Source organism: Pseudomonas sp. SORT22, assembly GCF_018417635.1.
Lineage (GTDB): Bacteria > Pseudomonadota > Gammaproteobacteria > Pseudomonadales > Pseudomonadaceae > Aquipseudomonas.
Genome location: NZ_CP071007.1, coordinates 2967689 through 2992552, shown reverse-complemented (window position 1 = coordinate 2992552; position 24864 = coordinate 2967689). Strand labels below are relative to the sequence as shown.

24 protein-coding genes and 1 pseudogene are annotated in these 24864 nt (G+C 60.2%); 10 read left to right on the top strand and 15 right to left on the bottom strand.

What is annotated here, in order from left to right; genetic code table 11:
* Nucleotides 1-20: 20 nt before the first annotated feature.
* Both JYG36_RS13825 and JYG36_RS13820 read right to left on the bottom strand, forming a co-directional pair.
* The gene (locus tag JYG36_RS13825) at nt 21-752 is read right to left on the bottom strand and encodes a fimbrial biogenesis chaperone (RefSeq protein ID WP_213601166.1); all 732 of its coding nucleotides are present in this window, start codon (nt 750-752) and stop codon (nt 21-23) included.
* 92 nt (nt 753-844) lie between these two features.
* The gene (locus JYG36_RS13820) at nt 845-1759 is read right to left on the bottom strand and encodes a LysR family transcriptional regulator (protein WP_213601164.1); all 915 of its coding nucleotides are present in this window, start codon (nt 1757-1759) and stop codon (nt 845-847) included.
* A 123-nt stretch (nt 1760-1882) separates the two neighbouring features.
* Between JYG36_RS13820 and lysA the strand changes: the two genes are divergently transcribed.
* Together lysA and JYG36_RS13810 are read left to right on the top strand one after the other, a co-directional pair.
* Nucleotides 1883-3115: a diaminopimelate decarboxylase gene (gene lysA / locus JYG36_RS13815; protein ID WP_213601162.1), complete on the top strand. Its 1233-nt coding sequence runs from the start codon at nt 1883-1885 to the stop codon at nt 3113-3115.
* A gap of 142 nt (nt 3116-3257) precedes the next feature.
* Entirely contained in the window at nt 3258-3689 is a 432-nt protein-coding gene (locus tag JYG36_RS13810) for a hypothetical protein (RefSeq protein WP_213601160.1), read from the top strand.
* Here the strand turns inward: JYG36_RS13810 and JYG36_RS26635 are convergent.
* A complete protein-coding gene (locus JYG36_RS26635) occupies nt 3625-3831 on the bottom strand; it encodes a DUF6434 domain-containing protein (protein WP_093382644.1) in 207 nt (68 codons plus the stop codon). The genes JYG36_RS13810 and JYG36_RS26635 overlap by 65 nt on opposite strands.
* Before the next feature lie 145 nt (nt 3832-3976).
* Between JYG36_RS26635 and JYG36_RS13805 the strand changes: the two genes are divergently transcribed.
* From JYG36_RS13805 to JYG36_RS13790, 5 genes and pseudogenes are all read left to right on the top strand, one after another.
* Nucleotides 3977-4210, top strand: a complete 234-nt coding sequence (locus JYG36_RS13805) for a hypothetical protein (protein WP_093382641.1) — start codon at nt 3977-3979, stop codon at nt 4208-4210.
* Nucleotides 4211-4471: 261 nt separating this feature from the next.
* Complete coding sequence (locus JYG36_RS13800; RefSeq protein ID WP_213601151.1) at nt 4472-5206, top strand: hypothetical protein; 735 nt, start codon at nt 4472-4474, stop codon at nt 5204-5206.
* Between the two features lie 195 nt (nt 5207-5401).
* Complete coding sequence (dapF, locus tag JYG36_RS13795; RefSeq protein WP_213601149.1) at nt 5402-6217, top strand: diaminopimelate epimerase; 816 nt, start codon at nt 5402-5404, stop codon at nt 6215-6217.
* Nucleotides 6218-6303: 86 nt separating this feature from the next.
* Nucleotides 6304-6543 (top strand): annotated as a pseudogene (locus tag JYG36_RS26630) (site-specific integrase); the annotation flags it as partial.
* Nucleotides 6544-7367: 824 nt separating this feature from the next.
* The gene (locus JYG36_RS13790) at nt 7368-7670 is read left to right on the top strand and encodes a hypothetical protein (protein WP_213601148.1); all 303 of its coding nucleotides are present in this window, start codon (nt 7368-7370) and stop codon (nt 7668-7670) included.
* A 547-nt stretch (nt 7671-8217) separates the two neighbouring features.
* Here the strand turns inward: JYG36_RS13790 and JYG36_RS13785 are convergent.
* The gene (locus tag JYG36_RS13785) at nt 8218-8427 is read right to left on the bottom strand and encodes a hypothetical protein (RefSeq protein ID WP_213601147.1); all 210 of its coding nucleotides are present in this window, start codon (nt 8425-8427) and stop codon (nt 8218-8220) included.
* Between the two features lie 288 nt (nt 8428-8715).
* Here JYG36_RS13785 and JYG36_RS13780 point away from each other — a divergent pair, with 288 nt between their 5' ends.
* The 3 genes from JYG36_RS13780 to JYG36_RS13770 all read left to right on the top strand — a co-directional run bounded on the left by JYG36_RS13780 (nt 8716) and on the right by JYG36_RS13770 (nt 12894).
* Nucleotides 8716-8877 carry a hypothetical protein gene (locus JYG36_RS13780; RefSeq protein WP_213601146.1) on the top strand — a complete coding sequence of 54 codons (162 nt, stop codon included), beginning with the start codon at nt 8716-8718 and terminating at the stop codon, nt 8875-8877.
* 162 nt (nt 8878-9039) lie between these two features.
* On the top strand, nt 9040-11754 hold the full coding sequence (locus tag JYG36_RS13775) for an AAA family ATPase (protein ID WP_213601145.1): 2715 nt from the start codon (nt 9040-9042) through the stop codon (nt 11752-11754).
* Nucleotides 11755-11841: 87 nt separating this feature from the next.
* Entirely contained in the window at nt 11842-12894 is a 1053-nt protein-coding gene (locus JYG36_RS13770; RefSeq protein WP_213601143.1) for a DUF3800 domain-containing protein, read from the top strand.
* Nucleotides 12895-12995: 101 nt separating this feature from the next.
* Here JYG36_RS13770 and JYG36_RS13765 read toward each other — a convergent pair whose 3' ends face one another.
* The 11 genes from JYG36_RS13765 to JYG36_RS13715 are packed head-to-tail and all read right to left on the bottom strand — an operon-like array spanning nt 12996 to nt 24814.
* A complete protein-coding gene (locus tag JYG36_RS13765) occupies nt 12996-13526 on the bottom strand; it encodes a lysis system i-spanin subunit Rz (protein ID WP_502937457.1) in 531 nt (176 codons plus the stop codon).
* A complete protein-coding gene (locus JYG36_RS13760; protein WP_213601141.1) occupies nt 13523-14143 on the bottom strand; it encodes a glycoside hydrolase family 19 protein in 621 nt (206 codons plus the stop codon). The genes JYG36_RS13765 and JYG36_RS13760 overlap by 4 nt, the downstream gene beginning before the upstream one ends.
* 52 nt (nt 14144-14195) lie before the next feature.
* A complete protein-coding gene (locus tag JYG36_RS13755) occupies nt 14196-14807 on the bottom strand; it encodes a tail fiber assembly protein (protein ID WP_213601139.1) in 612 nt (203 codons plus the stop codon).
* Between the two features lie 11 nt (nt 14808-14818).
* Nucleotides 14819-17086, bottom strand: a complete 2268-nt coding sequence (locus tag JYG36_RS26625; protein WP_249744348.1) for a tail fiber protein — start codon at nt 17084-17086, stop codon at nt 14819-14821.
* A gap of 6 nt (nt 17087-17092) precedes the next feature.
* Entirely contained in the window at nt 17093-17689 is a 597-nt protein-coding gene (locus JYG36_RS13745; RefSeq protein ID WP_038995186.1) for a YmfQ family protein, read from the bottom strand.
* Nucleotides 17680-18720, bottom strand: a complete 1041-nt coding sequence (locus tag JYG36_RS13740; protein WP_213601138.1) for a baseplate J/gp47 family protein — start codon at nt 18718-18720, stop codon at nt 17680-17682. Before JYG36_RS13740 ends, JYG36_RS13745 begins: the two co-directional genes overlap by 10 nt.
* A complete protein-coding gene (locus tag JYG36_RS13735; protein WP_213604425.1) occupies nt 18710-19105 on the bottom strand; it encodes a phage GP46 family protein in 396 nt (131 codons plus the stop codon). The genes JYG36_RS13740 and JYG36_RS13735 overlap by 11 nt, the downstream gene beginning before the upstream one ends.
* Before the next feature lie 7 nt (nt 19106-19112).
* Entirely contained in the window at nt 19113-19604 is a 492-nt protein-coding gene (locus tag JYG36_RS13730) for a phage baseplate assembly protein V (RefSeq protein ID WP_213601136.1), read from the bottom strand.
* Complete coding sequence (locus tag JYG36_RS13725; RefSeq protein ID WP_213601134.1) at nt 19601-20713, bottom strand: phage baseplate assembly protein; 1113 nt, start codon at nt 20711-20713, stop codon at nt 19601-19603. The genes JYG36_RS13730 and JYG36_RS13725 overlap by 4 nt, the downstream gene beginning before the upstream one ends.
* Nucleotides 20714-20717: 4 nt before the next feature.
* Entirely contained in the window at nt 20718-22244 is a 1527-nt protein-coding gene (locus tag JYG36_RS13720; RefSeq protein ID WP_213601132.1) for a DNA circularization protein, read from the bottom strand.
* Between the two features lie 2 nt (nt 22245-22246).
* Nucleotides 22247-24814 carry a phage tail tape measure protein gene (locus tag JYG36_RS13715; RefSeq protein WP_249744347.1) on the bottom strand — a complete coding sequence of 856 codons (2568 nt, stop codon included), beginning with the start codon at nt 24812-24814 and terminating at the stop codon, nt 22247-22249.
* Nucleotides 24815-24864 lie beyond the last annotated feature (50 nt).

Here is a 24864-nt window from a genome sequence, read left to right as displayed (position 1 = left end):
GGCAACGCCTTCCGGAATAATCACAACTGCAGCTCGCTGCGACGCGCATGGGCCAGCCCGGCGTCGCTGATATAGGCGTAGGCCACCTGGTCGACGCGCCGGTCGCAGTCGCTTACGGGCAATGAATAGGTCGAAAACGGGGCAATCATCAGATGATCAATGACCTTGCCGCAGGCGGCGCCTGAATGGTCAAGCAAACCGACTTCGGTCAGGGTCAGGTAATAGGGCGAATCGTTGCGCGCTTCATAGCTGCCGGCTGCGCTTGCAGACCAGCGCAGCTGCTCCACAGCCTCCTTGACCGAGCCAGGCAATCGTGGCCGATAGAACAGCTTGAGGTTGTGCTGCAGGGCAATCGCCATGGCGTTGCTGTCGGCAGTCTTTTTCGGAATCTGCAGCACTTTCAGCATCAGCAACGACTCGCGGTCATCAGGCAGGCCCTGCCCTTGATAGAGAATGTCGATCGATGCCTTGCTGTTGGCGGGTATCAGCAACAAGGGTTTCGACACCGCCATGGGCAACTCGCGGCTGTCCTGCTTGTCGCCCCAGCCGAGCTTGACCTGCACCAGCGCCGGCTCATTGCCCTGATTGACGATAATCAGCGGCAACTGCTTCTGCGTGCCCTCGAAAACGAACCGGGTAAAGCCGTCGAAGGTAATGTCGGCCCGTGCGCAGGCGCAGGCCAAGGCCAGGAGGAAACCAATTGAGGCGATAAACCTGCGGGGTACTGGCGAGACGCTGCGTTCGAATTTCATCCGCCGATGATGGCGTGGCCCAGGCCCGGCCTGTATCAGACGATTCTGAAAGGCTGATACTCACGGCAGAGTGGCAGCGCCCTGGCGTCGTGTCAGAAGCCCCTTGCCAATACTGCAGCCATGTCCTGCGCCTGCAGCCTCAGTACCTCGCAAAATCGCTCCACCACGGTTGAGGCCGGCCGATAATCCGGGCGTATCAACATCACCTTATACGGCACAGAAACACTCAGGCGGCGAATCGGCAGCCCACTTTGCGCCGCCTCCAGCCCACTCAACGGGTTGATGATCGCCACCCCCAGGCCTTGCCTGACCATGGCGCACACCGATGCAGCACTGGTGGTCTCGATGACCGTGCGCCGATTGACTGCAATCGCTCTGAAATGCTGGTCCAACTGCTGCCGGTAGGTATCCAGACTTGCCAGGTTGATAAAGTCCACCTCATGAAAATCGCTCAGCGCAAGTACGGACTTCGCCAGTAACGGATGCTGGTCGGGCAATACGCAGACCATGCTGGCACTGAAAATCAACTCCCCGTAGGCACCTCGCGGAATCTGCTCGACTTCGGTCAGGCCGAGATCGTGTTGCTGGGCGACCAGCGACTCTTCCAGTAACGGCGATTCTTGCGCCGTGATGCTCACGCTGACGCCGCGGTGCTGCTGGTGGAATCGCTGGCAGGCCTTGGGCAGCAAGGTCTGGGAGAACAGCGGCAGGCAGGTGATGGCCAATCGGCCCTGCTCGAAGTTGCGTATGGCCTGAGCAAAGCGATCGATACGCTCAAGCCCGACATAGGCACGCTCGACCTCCTCTATCAGCAGCAGCGCCTGGGCCGTCGCCACCAGGCGCCCACCTTCACGCTCGAACAGGCGCAAACCGCTAAGGTGCTCCAGGCGCGCCAGTTCCCGGCTGACGGTCGGCTGCGAGGTAAACAGCAGGCGAGCCGCACCGGTAACGCTGCCCGCGTTCATGATGGCGCGAAAGACTTCGATATGGCGAACGGTCAGCTTCACGACAACACTCAACGGGAGGTGATTGACATATCAGATATGAATAGCCTTGAGAAAACTAGCTATTTTTCTGGATCACCTGAATGACTCATCCTCGGGGCTTCCCTGCCTATGAGTAACGCCATCATGACCGCTCCCTTAACATTACTGGCCGACGCCGTGCGCCGCCACGGTTCGCCACTGTGGATCTACGATGCCAACACCATCGGTGAGCGGATCGAGCAACTGCAAGGCTTCGACACGGTCCGCTACGCGCAGAAAGCCAATCCGAACCTGCATATTCTGCGCCTGATGCGCCAGCGCGGCCTGGTGCTCGACGCCGTATCGCTGGGTGAAATGGAACGGGCCTTCGCGGCGGGTGCGTCGGTGGCGGGAGATCCTGCCGGGGTGGTACTGACCTGCGACGTGCTGGATCAGCCCACCCTGGCGCGGGTCATCGAATCGAAGATCGAAGTGAATGCCGGCTCGATCGACATGCTTCGCCAACTGGGCCAGCACTCCCCCGGGCACCGCGTGTGGATCCGGATCAACCCGGGGTTCGGCCACGGTCACAGTCGCAAGACCAACACTGGCGGTGAGCACAGCAAGCACGGCATCTGGCACGCGCAATTGCTCGAAGCGCTCGACTGCGTGAGGTCCCATGGCCTGCACCTGGTAGGCGTGCACATGCATATCGGCTCGGGCGTGGACTACCAGCATCTGCAGCAGGTTGCCCGCTCGATGGTCGATCTGGTTGGCCGGTTGGGTATGGACATCGAAGCCTTTTCGATCGGTGGAGGGCTGTCCACGCCCTACCAACGCGGCGACAAGCCGGTCGACCTTGAGTGTTACGCCCGCACCTGGGCAGCGGCCCGGCTGGAGATCGAGGCAATACTCGGTCATGGGGTGCGCATGGAGATCGAGCCGGGGCGGTTTCTGGTGGCGCAAGCGGGCTGCCTGGTGACCGAAGTCCGTGCAGTGAAACAGGTGGGCCGTAATCTCTTCATCCTGGTCGATGCCGGCTTCAACGACTTGATGCGCCCGGCGCTGTACGGCGCCTATCACCGCATGACCCTGCTCGACGCCCAGGGGATGCCGGTAGATCGCCCGCTGCAGCCCAGCCTGGTGGCCGGGCCGCTGTGTGAGTCAGGTGATGTGTTTACCCAGGACGAACTGGCGCTGGCCCCTCAGCACCTGCCACAGGCTCAAGTCGGTGATCTTCTGGTGATCCACGACACAGGCGCCTACGGTGCATCCATGTCTTCGAATTACAACAGCCGGCCGTTGCTACCTGAGTTGCTGATCGAAGACGGTGCCTTGCGGATGATCAGGCGCCGACAGACCATACAGGAGCTCATGGCACTGGAAATGGAGGTGTAGGTTTCCCCTTCGCCAGCGTCCCGCCCTTTTGGAAATGACCTGTGAAGGCCGTTATGATGAGGCGCTTCGTCATGCGTAAACGCAGGGACGCGAAAATACGGATAGCCCGGCTAAGCCGGGCACTTGAAGATGGGTATACGGCATGACTGACCGGGAATTACTGGAACTGGCAGCCAAGGCTGCCGGCTATGAACTCATCGAATGGACGGATGCATGGCAAGGCCATACGGGGCACCCGAGGGACGGTGAAGCGGGTTTTCTGCTGCGCGTCGACACACGGCACGTGCTGTGGAACCCGCTACTGGATGATGGCGACGCCCTGCGCCTGGCGGTGCAGCTAGGTATTCACATCGATTGCGCATTTCTCTGCGCGATGCCCAGGGACCTTTACGGAAAGAGCCCCGACGACTGGACTGAAGGCTCGGATATCGACTCGGACGACGAGTGTGAGTTGATGCGCCGCGCCATTGTCCATACCGTGGCCCGTATCGGCAAACGCCAGCATCAGATCAACGGTGAGTCCGCATCCACTCATCCGCCACGTCGCCCATCGTCAGGGGTTCCGCCGTTTTAACCCAGGCCATGAAGGGTCGGTCGAACTTGAATGACGCCCCGCACTGGCCAATCAGAAACCGCCGGACCTCCTGGGTATTGCGATAATTCTTGTCCAGCGGCGTGCTGCGGGTAATCGGCCCTGCGTGCCAGTCGAAGCTCATTTCCTGTTCCCTGGATGGTGTGGTTCGCCCAAAGCCTAGCACTGCCCAGGCCACAAAACACCAGCAGGGTGACCCGCACCGTTCAAGGCAGTGGATAGATCTGCTAGTACCCGCTACCTTGAGGCTTCACGCAAGGAGTTCGGACATGGCCGATAAATATGTTGGAAAGCTCATGGGTGTCGGCACGGACAACGTGCAGTACGTGATCAACATTTATCAGGACGAGACCGTTGAACGCTCATCTCACGGCATGGTTCGCCATGAGGGCCGCAAGCATTTCGAGATGCAATTCGGCGGTGAGGTGAAGAAGATTTCCGAGACGGAGTACGAGATTGTGGCCACGGGCATCAGGGTCACTGTGCGCGGTGACCAACGCTAGCCTCACCCTTTGCCTTTATTCCTGTTCCTGGCCCCGCCCTGGCGTGCTTTGAATTTCGGATTTATCCCGCCAGATCGATTCGCCCGAATCGCCTTCACCAGATTCGCATCGAAGCCGATGTCTTGCCCCCTGCATGCGCGCCAGCATTGACACTGTTACGGCAGGTTGATGTTAATATTCGGCGCGGCCACGCCGCACTGCGCAACAGGAGCAGCATGCATACCTTGCAGGTATGCTGATTTTTGATAAGGACTATTTCTCATGCGTTTTCAACGTTCGGGCATCGCCGCCCTTCTCGCCACGTTAACCTGCACGGCTGTTCTGGCCGCAGATGACATTTCCGGCGTCGCCCTTGGATCCTCGTTGGCTGTCGCCAAAGAAGCCATTGCAGAGGCAAACCCAAACTTCAAGCTTTCGCCATTGATGCTGCGTGACGGCAAGGAAGCCGGCGTTACAGCAGTTACAGCAGACCGACTCAAAGGAACCGGCCTCAGCAATCCGGGGGGGCCTTCTGACGAGTTTGCAGCGCTTCAGAATGATGCTGGGAAAGTGTGGTTCATTGCGCGTGTTCAACGCTTCGAAGACGGGTCGCGCATCAAGACAGAGGCACTTAAAGCTGCCTTGACTGAAAAGTTCGGTAAACCGTCGAACATTACCCAGATGATGTCGCTCGGCCTTGTCTGGCAGTACGACCGCGACGGGAAACAGTACTTTGGCCCCAGCTCAGAGGGTCCATGCAAGGGCGTGCGCAGCGCCAGCAGCAACATTCCCGGTGTGTCGTTTCCGGCGCCGCAATCGTTTAGCCCAACCTGCGGGAAAATCATCCAGGTTGGCGCTTCGGAACAACCAGACGAAATGGTGCCTCACTACACAGTGTCCATCATCGACGTCAAATCGATGTTTGACGAGCTGGCTGCGCGTGATGCTAACGCCGAAGCCGATCGAAACAAGAAACTGTCTGATGAGCAAGCGAAGAACGTAAAACCGAAAATCTGACAGGAAGGAAAAGGCCGTTGGTAAAACAACGGCCTTTGATCTTCAGGTCAAGGCTTGGCTTCATCACCACCGTGCATAACGACCTATCCTGCCTGCCAAACGCATCTGCCTAATGAGTCTTGCAATAGTAATGCAAATAGGGGTAGATCGCTTCAACGCGTTAATTCATCACACGTCTCGAAGTCAGGCCAAATTATGCCGTTAAGCTTTCATAAAATGCACGCCAATGGTGATGATTTCGTCATCGTAGACTCGCGAAATTCACTCAGTCCGGTTACCAGCAATATGGCTCGGCGAATGGGCGATCGGAACCGAGGAGTCGGTTTCAATCAACTTGCGGTGATGCTCGATTGCGATGACGCAGATGCGCGTTTGAAATTCTGGAATGCGGATGGCTCACCGCTGGACGTTTGTGGCAGCGCAACGCGCGGTGCCGCGGATATGTTGATGCGTAGCGCCCAAAAGACTTCAGTAATACTGCGAACCAAGCGTGGCTTGCTAACGTGCAAGCGAACCTCAACCGGCGGCGTTTCTGTAGACATGGGAAAGCCGCTTTTGGGCTGGTCAGATGTTCCTCTGGCTATGGAAATGGATACTTTGCTGTTGCCACTGCCGGGGAGCCCAACAGCCTGTGGCATGGGTAATCCGCACTGCACCTATTTTGTCGATGATCTGACAGCCGTTGAGGTTGCGTCGATTGGGCCGACAATTGAAACCACGTCCTTGTTTGCGCTCAGGACGAACGTGCATTTCGTGCAGGTCATTGACCGAAAGCACATCCGGTTGCGAATTTGGGAGCGCGGGGGTGGTATACCGCTGGGTTCAGGCTCCTGCGCTTGTGGCGCCGCGGTGAACGGCATTCGTCGTGGCTTGTTAGACAATTGCGTTGAAGTTGAATGTGACGGTGGAGCCGTGACGGTTCAATGGGACGGCGTGGGATCAGTCTTTCTCTGCGGGCCGGTAGAGACGACTTTTTCCGGAACAATCGCGGATGCTTTGTTAAAAGCCTGATTTTCAGGCAGGCCGCTCGATTCATGCCGCGTTCTACGAGTTCGAATTTTTCACTGGCATGAGGTTATCTGCACCACCAATGACGGCCAATCCTCAAGGAATTGGGGATCGGCTACCGGCGGCCATACAACTGCTGTCACACCTATGCGACAATATGCTCAATGTCTGGCCTCAACCCCGCATTTATCGCCCAACAGCTCGGGCATAGCGTGCAGATGCTCTTATCGACGTATGCACGCTGGATAAACTCGTCCAATGACTGGCAGGCGCTGGAAAAGCTCCAGATTGGTCCGAAATTGGTCCGCAGCTGCGAAGACGTCACATAAGCTATTGATAGGTAAGCCCTTTGATCTCCACCGCTAACATCACCATGCAGTCCTGCATGGGTGTTAGCGGGTGCCAATGCGTTGATTTCATTGGGCGAAATCCCCCATCAGCACCCACCCAAGCGCACCCATTGGTATCAAAATTGGTATCAGCATCACCCCTCCTCTGGCGTTCTTGCGCAGCCCTGCAACTGCCCACGTCGGCACCCCGTCATCTGGCGCGTGGCAAGGCACCTGAACCGGCACTTCGACGCGCACGAGGCGGGCCTCCGGTTGAGCCTGCGCAACACAGCCGCCCAGAGCCAGCAAGATCAGCAGTCCGCACCTACGAATAGCGCCAGTAAATACGGGGCTGCGGTTCGGACAAGGCCATTCCCGCCCCCACAAGAAGTGTCGTAGACCAGCGGGCTATAGACCAAGCTCCTTCGTGCGAATTTGGTTGCCAGCCCGCAAGAGAAAAATAGCGGCCCTTACTATTACCACAGTGCATCTCTTATAAAAAATAGAAGCTCATAAAAAATATCGTCACCCTTAAATCTATCGAGAAACACAGGCGATTACGCTCGCCACACTATCCCCATTAAAGCAGAAATTAAAATTTCTCCCTTTTAGCGAACAAGAAATAAATTGTAACAAAGGCCTCTTGAAATACTCTAAACACCAAGAAACCAACATTTATTGACGAAGAATGAGAAGCCTTGCCTTCTATAGCTGGATGGAAACCCAGTTCATTAAAACCCCACCCAATGGTAACGTATGCTTTCGCATTGCTCAGAACAAGAAGTAGCACGAGCAAACTTGTTGGTTGAATAAAGGATTAACGAATGACTATCGAGCGAGAGATTTTCTCGGCCCTTATCGCGCAGAACGCATTACAAGGTGAAAAGCCAAGCGTACAAAGCTACGCCCAGCTAGCCGTCGACAAGGGGTTTAGAGCGCTTTCGTCAAAGCAACAGGCAGTGGTAAGCCCCTTCCTGCAAAAAAAATGCGAGGGAACGAAAAAACCAAATGAAAAACATAACAACTGCCAAAATACTATAGGCGGTCGTGAATTGGTTACAGCCCTTGAGAGGTCAGAGCTTTATAAAGGATGGCGCTGCGGGAGCTGCCGAGGCGCATCTGAATAATAATACAGCGACCTCAAGAGAGTAGTAACCTAAAAACCTATAAGAACAACCAGGAAAACCACTATTACTCTCGCCACTCCTGAGCGATATTGCAGCAGGCCACCACAGGCCTGCTCGCAGTTCTTTTCGATAGCCCCATCAAATCGCCGCCCACTCGTCACGCACTTGAGCGCTTCGGAAAAATTCTGTACGACGCTGCCAAATCCTTCTGCGTGTCTAATTTTTAAAGGAAAAAATAGTGCCTATATATCAAATAGCACTGCTGGTCGTTTTCGGTATTGCCACACTCTGGTGAGGTTACCGATTGGATAAGAGGAACCGTCAAAAAGAGCTGGCCGCAAAAAGACAAAGCGAAACCCGAGCTTCCTAGGGTCGCTGGCAAACTCCCTGATATACGTCTGCGCCGCCCTCAAGGCTGCTTTGTCGACGATGAGGTCTCTGCGTAAATCGAGAACAGCTTGTCCAGTTTCTCGACTGAGTTCGATGGTTCCTGTATCACCCACGCTGCCCTGCCACCTGGGGTGCAATGCCGCCGCAGGGTTAGCGCTTAGTGCAGCGTGCGTGCAGGTCCGCCAAGCGACCGCAGCTGATACTCAGTGACAGCCTGGTAGAGTGATTCGGCCTCCAGGCGCAGGCGTTCGATTTCTGCCGCTGGTTCGCCGGCGTCCTGGGCTGCTTGGTAGCGTCGCTGCGCATCGATAGCTTGCTGAATCAGTGGCTCGCCCGCCTCGATAACTCCCGTCAGGGTCTTCTTCACGCTCGCCGCTCCAGTAATTTAATCAAGCAGCATAGGCCAATAGCGATTCAGGCCTTGCTGTGGGGCGGCCAGATCAGTGACGATCACCAATGTCTGCTTCCGGCCAGAAGCAGCCCTTCACAACATGCAGCTATAACTCTGATGTAGCTTGGATTCCATTCCAGGCTAAGAGCATGGCAAGATGGTAAGGGCCCTAGGAAAGCGGTCTGGTAGGTCACTGCTGTTCTTAAGCTCCCATTCCTCTGAGGGAATTAGCTCCTCTGGCACAGGATGCAAGGCATTGGGGTTATGGAACATTTTTATGCCTTCGGCTCAGGTTTCCTCGCAGTTATCGTCAACCTCATAGGCAAACAGTTTTGGCAGCGATGCATTCGGATTGTGATCATGCATGGCGCTTCTGTGGATCAATTCAATGTTGCTATCACCGAAGCCAGCCTGCGGGGGCTTTGATTTCGATCGCGCTACCTCGACATCAAGCACTTAGCCCCTGAAGACGCTTGGGTTTATTGAATCCGACGCTGTTGCCATTTCGATTTCGGCATCAGAAGATGGAGGTGGAATTTTCGCAGCGACTGGATGTTGACCACGGTACGTTTACAGGAGGTAAACAATATGAGTTCGGCTCGGCATGACTACCAGCAATTCCTAACTTGGCTTCATCTTCCAGAACGCGGTGCTACCGAAGACACTCGACGGTTTGCAAATCTGGTCGACCAAGATTTCGACACCGTAGCCGCACACTCGCGTGCTATGAGCCGCCGATCGGTGCTATTGGCTGCCAAAGCTAAAGAATCTCTGCTCCAGACCGACTTCACACCTCCCGCAGTTGCGGGAGCGGTTACTGTTGGTGAGTGGGCATGGAGCGCACTGCATAGTCTTACCGTCGGCCCTTTTCGTGGCTTCCGAGTGGCTGAGACGTTCAATTTTCCTCAGCGAATTACCATGTTCTATGGCCCTAATGGCAGCGGCAAAACGAGCCTCTGCGAAGCGTTAGAGCTGGCACTCTTGGGGGCCGTAGATGAGGCGTCGGCTAAGCGAATCCCTGCTCAACGCTATTTCGCGAACCTTCACGAAAATAGGTATGAAGCCCCCACCCTCGCTGCACGAGGCGCGGAAGGTCAGGTCTCGGCAGTGCAAGCGGACTCAGAGGCCTATCGATTCTGCTTCGTTGAGAAAAACCGCATAGATAACTTTTCGCGAATCGCATCTAAGAGCGCAGGTGAAAAGAAGGATCTGATAGCGGCTCTGTTTGGTATGGAGCAGTTCCATGACTTCGTCACTAACTTCAACGAGTCGATGGACCAGCAGCTCAATCTAGTTGCGATCCAACAGCAAGAGCTCGAAACGCAGCGTGCAGCGCTGCAGCGCGATCAAGCAACAATAAATGGCGAGCTCCAGGCAGTTCAGACAATCGCGCAAGAGGAGACTGCCTATGCTGGAGCGTATGCTGCCGGCCTCTCGTACCAGCAGCTTCTTGAACTCATCGGCAGCGAAGTCGCTCCAGGTCGTCTGCATTACCTCAATGCGCAACTGGATGGGCCAACGCCAGGTCTCTATGGCGTCAGCAGCGAGGCGTTGGTTGCGGCATATCAGGCTGCGGATCGTGAGCAGGAGCTGCTCGAGGATGTGGACAAAAGGCTAACTGCCAAGACTGGTGAGACCTCCTTCCAAAATCTGTACAACGCGGTTCTTGGCTTACAAGCCTTGTCGCCCGATAGCTGCCCCGCTTGCGGGACGCCAATCAATGGTGATTATCACGTTGTACGTGACCCATACGTGCAGGCGCGTGACGGTCTGGCTCAGCTTCAAGAGCTCGCTAACCTGCAGGCTGAAAAAAACGCAGTACGAGGCGAATGGGAACGTGCGTCCCGAGGCTTGGAGGGGCTGTTAACTGCCTTCGGTCAGCGCGTTAGCGCTCAGCCTGATCATGCCGATGACAGGGTGCGATACCTCGCATCTCCGGGTGCTGACCACCGTGCTGCCTGGTGGAAAGCGAGCTATGTAAAACAAGGCGATGCGCCTTCGATGGCGCAAAGGATCGTCGACTTAGCAGTCGAATGCGAAAGGATTGATACCCAGACAAACCAGGCACTGGCAGATCGCGCGGCACTGGCACAAGAGCGCACTCGGCTTGTTCAGGCAGCGCAAGATGTAGCTGGTTTTCAAACACGTCGCGCTGAGGTAGCTCGGCAAGTCGGCATTGCTAGACAGACAATTGCCAACTTTGACCAAGCGAATGCAGCGCTCATCGATGCTGTACAGCAAGAGGCAGTGCAGCTCGCACTCAGTCGACGCATTAAAGCGGCCTATGACGAATTCTTGAGGTTGCTCAGGCAGTTCAGATCAGAGCTGCCCGGTACGCTCATAGCTGGGCTTAACACTGTCGCTCTGGAGATCTATAACGAGTTCAACAGACGCGATCATGACGGCGACAAGCTAGCGGCACTTTATCTGCCGACCAACGAAGAAGAGCGTATCGGGCTGGCGTTTCGCGCTACCCCAGATACCAGGGTAGATGCGTTGCACGTCCTCAGCGAGGGACATGTTCGTTGCCTGGGCGTTGCAATCCTTCTTGCAAAGGCACTGCATATTCAGGCTCCGACGATCATCTTTGACGATGCGATCAACGCGATTGACACCGAGCACCGTGAAGGCATCAGAGAGGCGATCTTCCAGAGTGAACGCTTCGCAGCAACTCAAATTATCGTCACGTGCCATAGCAGCGAATTCATCAAGGATCTGCAGAACCATGTCGAGAAAGGCCAATGGACGGCCTACTACTTCATGCCTCATATCGGGGATCACCGGCCGCGGGTAAAAGGTAACGAGATCACCTTCAACTACTTGGAGCAGGCCCGTGCCGCCTTGGACATTGGTGACTGGCGCAACGCACTGGGCGCATCCAGGCAGGCCCTGGAGATGCTTACGGACAAGATTTGGAAGTGGCTCGGCAAGAACGACCTCGGAGTAATAACCCTGCCGTTAGCTGGCCGCGGGGCGGAGCCGAATCTGAGAAATCTCTGCGAGTCTTTGAAAAGACGGCTCGATGACTCGAGAACATTTGTGCACCAGGACAAGCCCGCCGTCGTTCAGGGGCTTGGTGACGTCATAGGTGTTCCGGTGCAATCGAACGTATGGACGTATCTAAACAAAGGCGTCCATGAAGAGGCTGACAGAGATGACTACGATCCGAACCTCGTCCGCACCATTGTGGAGAACCTTGAAAGGATGAATCAGCTTCGGCTTGGCTCAATGCCTGTTGCTATCGCTGGAGCCGCCCAAGCGGCAGTTACGCAAGCGGTCGCTGACCTGGCTAATCCGCTATAACTGTTTTCTGTCATCGGTAACCCGGCGACACATACAGAGGAATAGCCAGGCTCTTCCAGTGCTGTCGGCGACCTCGGGGAGTTGCATATGGAGTGCTTCAGAGTTGACGAAAGTGGCTATACCGGATTTGACTTGCTAAATCTCGAGCAGAGGTTTCAAGGGGCCGCAGCCATTGCCATTGATGATGATCAGGCCAGACGCTTGATCCAAGAGCACTTTCCTAAGCTACAAGCGGAAGAGCTCAAGTACCGGGCTCTGTCACGCCGGCCAGCCAATCACCCACGGCTTCTGGCGTTAATGCGCGATGTCCTGACCCATCACAAGTGCGTTACCTACGTCTGTGATAAGCGCTTTCTGCTGCTGCTGATGTTTCTGGATTACGCAGTTGAACCCTACTACTACGAGCGCGGATGCGACTTTTATAAGGATGGGCAGAACTACGCGCTCGGGTCGCTGCTTTATGTGGCGGGCCCCACTCTTCTCGGAGAGGCAGCCTTTGAGCAGTTGCTCGTTTGTTTCCAGCGCGCAGTAAAGGAAAAAAGCCCTGCAGCACTTACCGACCTCGCGGCTGCTGCTCGCGCCACACGCTGGCAGGAACTACCGGAAGCTTTGGGGCCTTTGGCGCAGTATGCCGCGCCGGAATGCCTTCAAGCGATCGCGACATCAGGTGTCACCACTGACGCCGCTTTTGTGGTGTTGCAATCGCTGATAAGCCGGATGGAAGTCATGGCTGATGGCCCCTACTTGGTTGAGCATGATCAGTCCAAGAACCTGCTCACTTACCATGACTTGCTGCTGCGCTTTATTAATCACAAGGACGAGGTCACATTTCGCCAATCGGAGATCGCGAGCCTCACCTTTCCACTCAAGCTCCAGTCAGTGACACAAGTCGACTCGAGGACCAGTCCTGCAGTACAGCTGGCGGACGTTATGATTGGTGCTGCCATTGAGGCGACTAACACGCTTACGGGACAGCGCGCCGGAGGGTTGAATCCTCATGATGTTATGTCCCTCTATGCGGATCATCAGATAATCCACATGCTGCCTTCGACTGACTTCGAAGGGCAGAAACGTTTCCGCCAGGATACGCAGGCCAATGAGGTCATAGATTATTTCGGCAAAATTTTCAATGAGCCCTAGGTGATATTCCGCTTCGGGTGGAAAGCTGTCTTCATCAGGCGGCTGCTTCAGGCCGATAACTGTGTGCCGTGGAGGTCAGCTATGGGTCGAAAGCAGTCTCTTTACGGCTTATTCCCGATGCCTCGTGCGTAGGCCTGGCACGCTCGCAGGGCAATCAATCCTTGGTCACCGGCATCGGTGATGGTGACAATTCGTTGAGCAGTTGCTGGGTCAAGTTCGGCTCGCGGGGCTCCATAAACCATGCCGCCGGCGCCGTTGGTGGCTGACACCCCACAGCCACTACCCTGGGCTGGGGCGGCGAGTAGGACTGACAGCCGGAGATCAGAAGAAGCGAGGCGATCACGTAGGCGAGCCTGGGTTGCTTGAGCATTGGTCAGTTCCTGGTGGTGGGTTTTGTCGATGGCTTGCAGTTGATCTTCTAGGGCGCGCCGCCGGGACTGCTCTGCGCCCTGCCAGTTGATCAGCGCCAAAGCGGCCGCCTCTCGCTCCCGCTGGAAGGTATTGGCTTGCTTCTCGCTCTTGGCCTGCCATTCGGCATCCATGGTCGAGCGGCCGTGCTCGTAGGTACCCCAGAACGCCCAGAGCACCAGCGCCAGCGATGCCGCTGCACCGATCGTGCGCCAGCTGATCACGCCAGCACCTTCAGCGCGCGGTCATACAGGGCCTTTCGCTCAGCGGCACCGTGCGGCACCCGGCCAGGCTTGCCAGTGTTGATCACGCTGCCAATGTCCTGGAAGCGGCCGGCGTCGGCCAGCTCATTCAGGCCGTGGGTCGACCACCACCAGGCGGCGGACATGGCGGCGTGCTCGAGCTGCTCGAGCAGCTCGGGGCTGTCCTCCAGCGGCAGGGCCAGGCCGGCGCCGGCGGCGGCATAGTTCGACCGGCCGGTGAGTTGGATCAGCCCGCGCCCACGGTACCGCCAGCCGTCCCCCGGGCGAGTGTTGCCCATGCGCCCGCTGTACACGATGTTGGCGATCTTCTCCGGCTGCCGCGCACAGACAGCCGCCGACTCTGCAGTGAACCGGCTGGGCCAGGTACGCACCAAAGCCTCGGCGCTGTAGTTCAGGTTCTCCACCATGGTGCGCAGTTGGCCCGACTCATGCCCGACCTGGGCCAGGAACGCAGCCACTCGCACGCGGCTGTCGATCTTGTAGCGCGCCTTGGCCCGGTTCAGCGCAGGCAAAAAAATGCCCGCGACTGGGCGGGCGTTCGGGAAAATCTGCAGTAACTGCTGCATTGTAATTGGCATGGGCTTCAAACCTCGAATAGTAGGAAAGAAAAAGCCCCGACAGTGCGGGGCTTTATTGGGTGTGTTCCGCCTCTTGTGGCAGCGGCGCGGTAGCATCCTCGGGGCTTGGCGGCCAGTCGATTGACAAGGGGTAATCGGGTTGCTGGTCCAGGCGATTCAGAGCTATGCGGTAGCGCTTCCAGGCCAGCAGCGCTTCCTGCTCCTGCGCTGACGCCTCGCCGAGGTCGACCGCATCCTGCAGGGGCGCGATGCGCGTCGAGGCATAAGCCAACTTCTCTTCGCGCAAGGCCAGCCCTTCGGCGCGGATGCTCTCGTTCTGCGCCACGGTATCCAGTACCCAGGCGGCGCCGTCCCAGTAATAGAACTCGCCCGGGTACTCCTGGCGGGTCAGTTCGGGGGGTAGCTCGCCAAGGGCGGTGTGCTCCGTGGCATTGCCGGTGGCCACCTCGTAGACGGTACCTCGGTTGTCCTCAACCAGGGCCCAGGCATTGCAGGCCAGATCTCGAACCACGGCATGGCCGGGCACGGACTCGGGCGGCGTATCGAGGTAGGCATACGCCGGAATCAACCAGTGCTCGGCATCGAGCGGGTCCGGGTCTGCCACACCCTGGCCGATGTACTGCAGGGTTTCAGGGTGTGCGTTGTAAATGATTGGAGCGTCCATTAGAGGCCTCTTCAGTATTTGATACAGGCAAGCAGTGCGATGTTGCGCGGACGCGCTTCGCTGCCGCCATCTGCATGAATCGTTACGCCGTGAACGTGGTCGCCTACAGCGGCCGCAGTACCAACCACGGGGTGCGCGTGGTTACCACCAGAAGAAGTGAAGTTCCTCCATGCCGTAACCCCAGCGGTGTTGCCCGCCAGCGATGCAGCGGATTCTCCCGGGGCGATGCTACCGAAGCCCCCCACCCCCACCAGATCAGCGGCGTTTGCAACGGCCGTGGCGGTACCGCTTACAGAGTGGGCATGCCCACCCGCAGCGGAAACCGTTCCGCCGTGCACGTGGTTCGCGTTCTGACCCGCTTGAACAGAGCCAAGCGCTCGCCCAGGGTCAACGCCGCGCCCTTCATCAAAGCAACGGATAAATTCCCCGCGCAGGTCCGGCACGTTGAAGGTGCTGTAACCATCGCCGGCACCGCCAAACGTCCCGATAGCCGCGAATAACGCCGCGTAAGTGGTTCGACTGATCACCGCGCCGTTCGCTTTGAGGAATCCGGGCGGTGGGTTGGCACCAGGGAAGTACACAATGGTTCCAGGCGGGGTGTTGTTGTCGAGCCGCGTCCAGGCGTTCCACTGCTCCCCGTAACAGCTACGGGCATAGACGGCATTGCCCTGGTTGTACTGGATGGCCAATTGAGAGCGGTTCGCTCCCGGGGCCAGGTACCCGTAAAACGTCGTGGTGATATGCCAGTAGTACCTGTTATCCGGCGTGTTGGCGTGCTGGGTCAAAATGACTTGGTTCACGGCCAGGTTGGGGTCTTGATCAACCGGCCCCTGATTCATGCCACTGGCTGCCGTGAGTGCTGCGGCCAGGCCTGAGATGTCCGCCATGGCATGGCTGTGCGACGCTGCTGCAGCGCCCAGGGTGCCCCGCGCTGTTGCAGTATCAGCGGCGCCGAGAAGCCCGCGCATCAGAGCCGACAGCGGCGCCATAGCGAACTGATCAACACCGGTGCTGAAAATGATCTGATTTGCTGCAGTGCTCAGCGCTGCCAGAGCCGACAGGGTGTTATCCATCGGCTGCTTACTTGCCAGCGCATTGGTCATTGTCGTGGCAAAGTTTGGATCATTGCCCAACGCTGTAGCCAACTCGACCAACGTGTCGAGCGCACCCGGCGCGGCGCCGATCACGCCATTGATCAAGCTCTTAACCCAGGCGGTGTTAGCAATCTGAGTGTCATTCGCCGCCACTGCAGCGGTCGGCGCTTTCGGCGCACCGGTAAAGTTCGGGCTGTCGATCGGTGCCTTGCTGGCCAGCGCGGCATTGATCGCCTCCAGGTCAGCGATAGTCAGTGCCCGCGACCACTTCATTGACTCGGGGCCGCCCGGGGGCTTGGCGAACTCGCCAAACCAGACCCGGTGCCCGTATTCAAAAACAATAAAGTTCGTCATGTCGGCACGCGGCGTGCTGGCAATAACCCCCAGCAGCACCGAGCCCGTTCCAGGCGGCGCGTTGGGCGTCGGCGCCGACGTTGCCGCACCGTTTGCCTGGTAGAAACCACCCGGCACAATTGCCTTGAAGTCAGGAAGTGCCGGCGCTTTCGTGGCATCCAAGCCCACTTGGCCAATTTTCAAGGCATCGGTAATGCCCATGCCGGCGAGCGTGTCCGGGCTCGATGCGCTCACTACGCGGCCGTCAGCGGCTACCTTGACTTTGGTGTACTCACCTGCAGCTACGCCGGTGCGCCCCAGGGCCTGGGCGAAGTTCAGCGGAGTGCTGCCCAACGTCGGCGGCACCAGGTTGGTCAGCTGCCAGGTAGTGCCGCCGTTGGCCGTGCCACTCTGCACAGGCACCAGGTGGCCCGGGATACATTCAACGCTTTCGTTGGCGTCCTGAGCCCGCACCCAGGCCCCGGCAGCGGCGGTATAGATCCAGTTCTGTGCGGCGTTGGCTTGGTTCTTCACCAACACCCGGTCGCCGGCCAGCACGCTCACGCCATCAATGTTCTGCAGGCCGCTCAGGGCGATAGGCCCCGTGGTCGCGCAGCGCACCGAACGCTTGGCATCGGTCGCGGTGATGGTCTGAATCGCCTTGAGCAGCTGGCTCAAGTCGCCTTCGGTCGGCGTCATGCCGGCCGAGAGGATCACGTTCAGGATTTCTTCCGTAACAGCGTTGCCCCAATGCGCCGGGATCAGCGAACCGATCTGGCCGAGGGTTGGGTTTTCGTCCACAAACTTGCCGTCCACCAGGCCAACGCCGGGCGTACTCTTGGGGTAGTCCATCAGGGTTTATCCGTATTGAATGAATTCGAGGGTGTGCGCCGGCGCCGAACGCCTGATCACACATTCCAGGGCGCCGCTTGGGTTCATCCCGAAGCGTTGCCCCCAGTAGCTCGCGCCAAAGCGGCGCCCGAGGCGCAGGCGCGGCCCGGTTTCTAGGGTCCACATAAACTGGGCGGTCCACGTCCCGAAGTGCGCGGCGCCAAAGCGCGACCGGCCAAAGCGTGGCGCGCGGTGCTCGACCACCCGGGCCTGCGTGTAACCCAGGCTGAAAGCCAGCTCGACAAAGTACGCCGGCGTCTGCCCGCCGACCTCGACCAGCCGGCGACGCACCGCCAGTTGCCGGTCATCGAAGGTCGGCGACTCGCCCAGGCACGGGTCGGGCAGTTTCATGACCCGTTCCCAGTCCGGTACCAGCTCGCGCACGGTGTCCGGCTCGCTCTCGGTCAGCAGGTCCGCCACCCGCAAATCCTCGCGGGCCAGCTCCTGGGCGGCGGCAGCCAACAGCGCGTCAACCTGCGGGTTAAGCTCACGGTCCCAGGCCGGGCCCGGGGGCAGTAGCGCGCGCAATTGCCCGTGGTAGTCCTCTGCCGTCCTTACAGCCACAGCACACCCCCATAGGTCAGCAGCTCATGGGCGGCGGCCGATACGTTGCCCACCGGCGCAGTCAGGGTGTGGTCACGCTCGCCGGCGGCGCCGCTGATTGCCTCGCCGATATGCGTGGCCAGCAGCTCGGCGCCCAACTCCGACTCGCGGTTGTGCAGATCGATCAACGCCGCCTCGACCGCCCGCCGCACCGCGCTGCTGTCGGGGGTAACCTTGAGGTGGTACTGAACCGGCTTTTCTGCCGGCGGCAGCACGTACACCTCAGCCGTTACCGGCCGTTCTTTCTCGATGTAGGCCTTCACCTTCGCGCAGGCCTCGGCGTTGGGGATAATGTCGATATCGCCGTCACGCACAAAGAAAACCCCCACCGTGCCGGGGCCCATCCAGCGGCGCACCACCCAGGCCCGCGTCACCCCGGCCACCTCAAGCGCCCAAGTGACGTAATCGTCCTTACTGCCGCCGTGCGGGATCACCTGATAAGAGCGGATCACCCGGCCGCGCAGCGTCTCGATACTCTCCTGTTCGGTACCGCCCTGCAGGCCGGGTTCCTCAACGGTGAAAACCTCATTGAGCCCGAGCACCGGGCTGATAAGCCGCAGCGTAGTACCGGCCGGGGTGTTGCCCAGCAGGCCGGCTTCCAGGGCTTCCAGCTTGGCCACGCCCTGGGCTGCGCTCAGCTTGACCGTGGCCACCACCCGAAAGCGTGCCCCGTCATCACGCTGCAGCAGCGTGCCGGCATCGAGCAGCGCCGAGACGGCACCGGTAAAGGTCGCGGTACCGCTGGCCGCTACTGCCGCCAGGCGGTCACGCTTAAGCCGCGCGCGGGCCATGCGGCGCAGCGTGTCTTCATCGGCAGTGTCGGGCAGGATCTGCGCGGCGATGTACTCTTGATGCCCATAGCGGGCAAAGGAGGCGCCGCCCAGCACCCGGGCCAGCACCTCCGCGTCAGACCGTAGCAGCGCGCTGGAGCCCGCCAAGTCGGCCTGCGCCCGAGCGATCAGCCCGGGTAACGTCGGGGTTTCAAACGGCATTGATCACCTGCCAGAGATTGTCGAGTTTCAGGTCTATGGCGGTGCCGTCCTTCATCGACAGCACCACCAACATGTTCAGCCGGTCCACCCCGCGCGTGGTCGTTACGCTAACGCTGGTTACCCGCCCGTCCTCCAGCATCCAGGCCAGCGCCTCCCGGGCGAAGGCCACCGCGTCGCGCTCGGTGTCAGCGGTCAGCGTGCGCCGGCGCAGTTGCCACAGGCGCGACCCAATGCGGTCATTGGCCAGGGTGGGGAAGCTGTCGCCCCACCAGCCATACCGCTCGCTGTCGTCCAAGCGGTCGTCAGCCTCGGCGCGGCGCCAGGTCAAAAGGCTGATCACCGCCGCCCGGCGCCAGGCGCTTTCGCACGCGTCGTCATTGAGCAATGCCATGTCAGCCCTCCGGTACCGGCTTTTTGTCCGAGCCTTCGTGAACGTGCAGGGACGTGCTCACGCCGGCGGCGATCTGGTCGCCGGCCGATTCGATGCGCCCCGTGGTGCGAATAACCGGCGTGTCGAACTCAACCGCCGTTTCCGCCTTGACCTTGAGGGTCAGCGTGCTGACCTCGATCACGCGGTCACGCTTGAAGTGCAGGTAGTCGCCTTCGTCGGTGTACAACGCCACCTCGCCGCTTTTGAGCCCCTGCAGACGAAAGCGCCGGTCGGACACACAAATCACTACCCCAAGCGAGCGGTCACCGTTCAGAAAGGCCGCCAGGGCCTCCGCGCCGGGTTGGGGATTTGAGGTCAGGCCGTAGGGCTCGAAGTGCTCCATGCCGTCTTTCACTTCATCAGCAGTCAGCCGCATTTGCAGGCCCTGCATCTTGCTGCCGGCGTTCACCAGCGACAGCACGCCCCGGGCCAGGAAGTTTTTGAATCCACTCATGTGCCAGGCTTCCAGTCAGCGGGAATCAGGTATTCGAAGTTGTCCGCCTTGCCGCCCTTCTTCAGCTTGCGGGCTTTGTGCGGGTCTTTCGGTTCGGGGTCGAAGGCATCCGGCGGGCCTACGGTGATGTTGGCCACCGTGCCGTTCTCGTCCAGGCTGTATTCGATTTCGCTGATCAGCATGTCGCGGTCGATGCCGATCAGGCCATCGACCACCCGCACGACCATGTTGGGCAGCCATAGCGCGCCGTTGGACTGCCGCCACCCCTGCACTTTGTATTGCAGGGTCAGCGCCTTGCCCATGCGGTTACCGCGCTCCCAGTTGGCCCGCGCCTCGGCGAGCGTCGGCGTCATCTGGCCGCTTTCGTGGATCAGCAGCACCCGCTTGCGCGTGGCGCGCGGATCAGTGACCGACGCCCGCACCTCCGAGGCCTTTACGCCGAATTCCTCATCGGTGCCCGAGCGCTGGCCGGTCACCCGGTATTCAGAAAACACCCCGGAAAAGTCCAGGGCGGCCGAGCCGGTCAGGATGTTTTGCCCCAGCTCCAGGCGGTCAACCGCGCGGCCGGCGCTCCCCGGCCGGATGATCACCAATCGGCCGCGGGCATCGTCGGTCGAGAGCAGCCGGGAAAGCGTCAACAGGCGGTCGATCGACTCGAACACCGTTTCTCCCGGTTCGATGCTGTGATCGGCCAACTTCGTGGTTTCGGCCGCCTGGCTCAGCACCTGCACCCCGTAGGGTTCGGCCAGGGCTTGGACGATCTTTTGCACGCTCTGCCCGCGCCACTGCCCGGGTTTGTTGATCGCCGAGCAGTCGACCAGATCAGACGTCATCGAGCGGCCGGCAACGGCCCGATTGACCGACTTGCTGTCGTAGCTAACCGGTGTGCTGTAAATCCAGCCCGACAGCACCAGGTCATCACCAATGCGCACTTGGCAGTAATCACCCTGGCGCACAGGTATTTCGGTGTCCTGGCCGGGCCACCGCCAGGTAACGTCGAGCTTGAAGTCTCGGCTCTGCCGCTCGATCCCGGCGCTGATGCTGACTTTCGTCCAGCCGCGATAATCCAGGCCGTTCACGCTCAGCGTGACAGCGTTCAGGTTGTCCATGGGTTTAATCCTGGGCGACGGTCAACACTCCCGGCGGCAGGAAGCCCGGGTGGATGGCCTTGTTACGCGTAACGATTTCGCCGGCGCGCGTGGCGTCGCCGAAACACTGATAAGCCAGCACCAACGCCGGCAAACTTTCCTGCGTCGTCACCTCGGTCAGGCGAACGCCCGAACGGGCCACCTCGGTCAGGTGCCCGGTAACGTGCTTGCGCACGGCCTCCAGCACCTCAAAGTGATCATGCGATGCGGTCTGCGCCGCCTCCCACAGCGCGGCACCGATGGCGTCACGAATCAGCACCACCTCATCGGCCGCCGGCACCTCCGGGCGCTGGATCGGCGCCGCCACCTGCTGGGCCAGGGACGGGCTACCCGGCAGCGGCGCCGGCGCAGCGATCACCGGCATAACCGCCGCCGTGCGCGCGGCCAGCACAAGCAAGGCATCGCGCACCAGCTCGCGGGCCGCCTTGACGACTGCGACCGTAGCCGCGCCGCCGGCGGTGTTGCTGATCGATTTGTCGGTAGCAGCCTCGGCGGCCAGCGCCCTGGCCGTTTCGACTTGGCCGGTGATATCCCGGGTCGCCGTCACGAAAGTGGTAAAGACCGGCTCAACCTCAGCCAGGCCGGCGACCGTGCGGGCAAACTCCGGGTCGGCCTCGAGGTCGGCCGCCGCGTTGCCGCCGCCCCCTCCACTGCTGCCGTTACCACCGCCGCCGCTCGATCCGCCACCGCCGCTACCCGTGCCGCCACTGCCGCCACTGCCGCCGGCACCAGAGCCAGAACCGCCACTGCCGGTACCACCCGACGAACCGCCGGCACCGCCCGAGCCGCCCGACGACGGCGCCCAGCGGTAGCCCGAGGAACGCGAATGGCCGCCGATATCCGCAAACTGCGCCCGGATCATCGCGGCGAAGTTGCCCGGGGCGTTGATCAGCATGTCAGCCAGCGCCTCGACGGAACCGACCAGGGCGACCAACTGGCCGAATTCCTGATAGATCGCCATCTGTATGCCGGAAATGCCGTTTTGCAGGGCGACCACCGCCAGGCGCGCCCGATTCACCACCGACATGGCTGCCTTGTATCGGCTGATCGCCGACTCAAGCAGGCTTTCCGATGATTCCTCAAGCTGCCGTGCAGTGTTCGGCACACCGGCCGGAAAACCCTTCTCCCCGGCTTCGATGAACACCAGGTCAAAGCGCGCCATGCCGCCTTCGCGCCGCTCGTGGGTGACCTCGCAATCTCCCGCCGTTACGTTCATGCGCCCGAACCAGGGATGCACCAGCTCCCCCGGGCCGGGCTCATCCAGCGCTTTCAGCAGGTCGTCACGCTTCACCAGGTAGTCATCACCAATGACAAAGGCGGTTAGCTTGGTCGTCCGCGTGCGCCGGCCCATATCCTCAACCAGCGGCTTATCCCGCTGGGGATATTCATGCAGCTGCGTGCGCCGACCAACCGGCATGGCGTCGCTGTCCACATGAAACGGCACCCCGCGAAAGGATGCCGGGTGCAGCTCATCCCGCCAGGTTCTTTCCATTGTCACCCCCTCAACGAGCGGTAGCCGACTTGCGGGGTTACCGTCAGGCCGGGTTGATTGGTTTGAGGCTGGTCCACGCGCATACCCGCCGGGGCGTTCTCAAAGCGCACCAGCATGGAACCTTCCAGATTGGTTTTCTGCGTGGCCGCCGCCTGCTGCACCAACGACCCGCGCGCGGCTGGCAAACTGGCCGCTGCCGCTAACTGCCCCGCCGATGCGCCCGAGCGTGGCGGTTGGGCTAACTGCTGGGCCGCCTGGGCGGCTTTGAGCATGTCCGCCGGGGTCACCCCCTTGGGTTGCTCAAACTGCGGCACCTTCGGCATCGCTGGCAGCGGCGCCGGTGCGGGTTGTTGCGTCAGTTCGCGGGCCTTGGTTGGCACCACCTGCAGCACCGGGCCCGGCACTTTGGGCGGAGCCACCTGCAGCACCGGGGCCGGAACCTTGGGCGCCTCAGCCTTTGGCACCTGGGCATCGGCCGGCCGCTGTTCGGCTTCCGGCAGCATGTCCTGCGGGCCCACCTTGGGCACCAGGGCAAGCCTTGGCAGCGCCGGTGCCGGCACTGCAGCAGCGGCGACCGCCGGCGGTGTTGCCGGTACCGGCGGTGCCGGCGGCCATTTGGCGGCATCTGGAAGCGCCGTAGCGGCCGCCTGCGATACCGGCAGCGGTTGCGGTACCGGTTGCGGCTTCAGCAGCGGCAGCGGTGCTGCAGGCGCCTCAGCCCCTGGCGCACGCAACAAACTGGCCACGCTGGTTGCTGCCGGCATCAACTCCGGCGCCTGCGCAATCGGCTTGACTAGTTGCCCCGGTGCCGGGTGCTTGGCTGCGTTACGGACCTTCTGTTCCTCGGCCCAGGCATTGACCTTGTCCGTCGCCGCGTTGACCACGCCGGAACCATCAGCACCATCAGACTCGAAGCCAAGGAACTTCATCATCGGTTCAATGATGGGCCGCAGCTTCTCCCATAGGCTGCGGAAAAATCCGGTGATCGGCTCCCAGTGCTTGATGATCATGCCCAGCGGCGACCAGTCAAACACCGACTTCAGGAAGTCGAAGAACGGCACCGAGAAGGCTTTGACCAGCTCCCACAGGGCGCCGAAGAACCCGCTGATCGGCTCCCAGTTGGCGATAATCTGCCCCAGCGGCGACCAGGCAAAGGCCGTTTTCATCCAGCCCCATACCGCCATCGCAGGCCCCTGAATCCGCGCCCAAATCGCCTCGAAATACGGCGCCAGGGTCGCCCAGTTGGCGATCACCAGGCCTGCAGCTACAGCGATGCCACGCACCACCAGGCCAATCGGGCTCATGCTGGCAACGCCGTTCATCACCGTCAGCGCAGCGGTTGCCGCTGCCGTGGCCAGGCGCAGCACGGTAAAGCCCGCAGCCGCGCCGATAATGCCCTTGATCAACCACGGGTTGGCCCCGGCAAGCTCCGTCACCTTGCCAATGATCGGCCCCACGGTGGCCATGAACTCGTTAAACGGCGGCAGCAGCACACTGCCAACCGTGATGCCCAGCCGGGTCACCCGGTTCTGCAGGAGCTGCATGGCGTTTTGCGTAGTCGCCGCGCGGGCCGTGTATTCCGCCTGCATCGATCCGGCGTATTCGCTTTCGTCGCCGACAGACTTAAAGTTCTTCTGCAGCGTGTTCAAGCTGGTCAGCAGCGGCGCAATGGCCCCTACCGATTCCTTGCCGAACAGGTTGGTAAGCACGGCCGCTTGCTTACTTTTCTCGACCTTGGCCAGCGTCTGCAGCACGCGGTTAATCGTGCCCTCGCTGTCGGTCTGCATGCCCTTGGAGATTTCCTTCGCATCCAGGCGCAACGACTTGTAGGCCTGGGCCTGCGATTTAGTCGCGGCAGTGCCTGCAGTGAGCGTCAGCATGAAGTTCTTGATGCCGGTGGCGGCCACGTCCTGGGCGATACCCACACCGGCCAGGGTCGAGCCCATCGCCGCCAACTGCGCAGCGCTGACCCCGGCCACCTCACCCAGCGGACCAATGGCCGTCAGGATCGCCGAGATTTGCCCGGTGCTGGCCGCGCCGGTGTTGCCCAGGTAGTTAATCTGGTCGGCCAGGGTGACGACCTCAGCCTGATTCATTTTGAACGCCGTTCGCCACTTGGCCATCATGCTGCCCGACTGTTCGGCCGTCTGGTCGAACGCGACGCCCATTTTCACCGCGTCTTCAGCAAACTGATTCAGTTCTTCCCGGGCAATGCCCGACTGGCCGCCGGCGGCGACAATCTGCGCAATGCCCTCGGCCGCCATCGGCAGGCGTTCGGACAGGCCCAACACGTCGTCGCTCATCGCCTTGAACTGCTCGGGCGAATCGAAGTTAACCACCTTCTTCACGTCCGCCATGGCGCTTTCAAAGCCCATGGCAGCCTGTACCCCCATGACAAACGGGGCCGCGATGGCCCCGCCCTGAATCGCATCCATGAAGGTGATCTTGCCAAGGCCCGAGCTGTTCAGCTGCTTGCGCAAATTGGCCGCATTCTTGCGAACCCCGCTCAGCACCGGCGATAGCTTATCGACGCCGGTAATAAGCGCTTTGAGCTGGAACTTATCCGCCATTGCCGCCCCCTACTAACGCCTGAATTCGCCAGGCGTTTTCTTCACTCTCG